The organism is Kitasatospora sp. A2-31 (assembly GCF_022288725.1).
Taxonomy (GTDB): Bacteria; Actinomycetota; Actinomycetes; order Streptomycetales; family Streptomycetaceae; genus Kitasatospora.
In genome coordinates this window covers 1-1,866 of record NZ_JAKNTA010000106.1, presented here as the reverse complement: position 1 = coordinate 1,866, position 1,866 = coordinate 1, and the positions used below count along the sequence as shown (strand labels likewise).

The window sequence follows — 1,866 nt, the reverse complement described above, 5'->3', positions numbered from 1 at the left end:
GCCAGGTGACCCTCGCCTCGTCCGGCATCGGCGAGTACCCGGTCACCTGGGCGTCCCGCGCCGAGGACCCGAACGGCAGGACCAGCCCCGAGGAACTCATCGCGGCCGCGCACTCCGCGTGCTTCTCGATGGCCCTCTCGCACGCCCTGGCCGGCGCGGGCAACCCGCCCGCCAAGCTGGACACCCAGGCCGACGTCACCTTTCAGCCCGGGACCGGCATCACGGGCATCCACCTGACCGTCACCGGCGACGTGCCCGGCCTCGACGAAGCCGGGTTCGTGAAGGCCGCCGAGGACGCCAAGGCGAACTGCCCCGTCAGCAAGGCGCTCACCGGCACGACCATCACCCTGACGGCCAAGCTGGCCTGACGCCCCGACGGTCCGACGCCCCGTCCGGCCGGCTCGCGGCCGGCCCGGACTCGGCGCGTCCCGGCGCTCGACCAGCGCCCGAGGGCGCACGGCGGAGGCACACGCCCCTGGCGCACATCATGTGATGTGTACCGGGGGCGTCTGCATGTATCACCGCACAGGACCTGAAAGCGGGCGAATCACCCTGGCGGCGGTCACCGCGCGTTGCCGCCGCGTCTTATGATCGGCCGCAGCGCCCTGTTCTTCACGCGGATCCCCCCGCGGACGTTCCACGCGAGCGTTCCACCGGACTGCGAGGACCTCGACAGAGTGCGGGAGCCGGCCGCAGCAGTCCCGGGCGATCGGCCGGACCAGCGTCAAGCATCAAGCGTCAGCAGCGGACGGGAGTATGCCGTGCCGGGCCAGAACGAGGGGGCCGACGCACACCACTCGGGCGTGCGGCACGAGGAACCGCACCAGCACGGCCACCGGTTGTCCCCGCTCCGCCGTCCGGCCAACGGCGCCACCGCCGACGGCACCACCGGTCTCGCCCTGGACGACTCGCGTGACGTCGACCACGCCCCCGGCCTCGACGGCGTCCTCGGCGCCGGTGATCCCCGTGAGCCCCTTGATGACCGGGGCGCGCTGCGCGACGGACTCCGCGCCGGGCTCAGGGCCATCGACCTCCGCGGCAACCACGGCAACCACGGCAACCACGGCACCGTCGCACCGGTCGACGTGACCGGCGGCGCGGTCGGCACCGACCTCCTGCTCTGCCCGACCTGCTCCGCCCCGCTCGCGACCGGCTCGCACCGACCGACCGACGGCCCCGGCCTGCCGGCCGAGGGGACCGACCGCCTGCTCGCCGCCCTGAGTGCCAGCGAGTCCCGCTTCCGGGCCGCCTTCTGCGACGCCGGGATCGGCATGGCCCTGATCGACCCCGACGACCGGATCATCGAGGTCAACCCCGCCTTCGCCGCCCTGGTCGGCTGCACGTCCGCCGACCTGGTCCGCACGCACATCCACGACGTGGTCGACGCGGACGGGATGCCGGACCGCCTCTTCCCGGAGCTGGTCCGCGGCAAGCGGGAGCGGCTGCGGGTGGAGAAGCAGCTCAAGCACCGTGAGGGGCGCACGGTCTGGAGCAAGGTGACCGTCTCGCTGATCCGGGACGGCTCCGGCAAACCGCTCTACACGCTCGCCATGGTCGAGGACATCACCGAGCAGCGCCGGCTCGGAGACCGCCTGGAGTACCAGGCCCTGCACGACCCGCTGACCCGGCTGCCGAACCGGACGCTGTTCTTCGAGCGCCTCGACGCCGCCTGCCTCGCGATCGCCGGGCCGGTCGCGGACGACGTCAGGGACGACGGCCCGGGTGACGGCCCGGGTGACGGCCCGGGCGACGGCCAGGTTGCCGTCGCCGGCGGCGATGCGGTCGCCGGCGTCCGGCCGGACCAGGGCCTACCGCTGGGCGCGGAGGGGCAGGCGGCTCCGGGCGGCACGCCCGGCGAGCGCCGGG

At 74.3% G+C, this 1,866-nt stretch carries 2 protein-coding genes; both read left to right on the top strand.

Annotated elements, in window-relative coordinates; all coding sequences use genetic code 11:
- On the top strand, positions 1-368 hold a 368-nt coding region (locus MCM47_RS39905; RefSeq protein ID WP_238951743.1), incomplete at its 5' end, for an OsmC family peroxiredoxin.
- Between the two features lie 393 nt (positions 369-761).
- On the top strand, positions 762-1,866 hold a 1,105-nt coding region (locus tag MCM47_RS39900), incomplete at its 3' end, for a GGDEF domain-containing protein (RefSeq protein ID WP_238951742.1).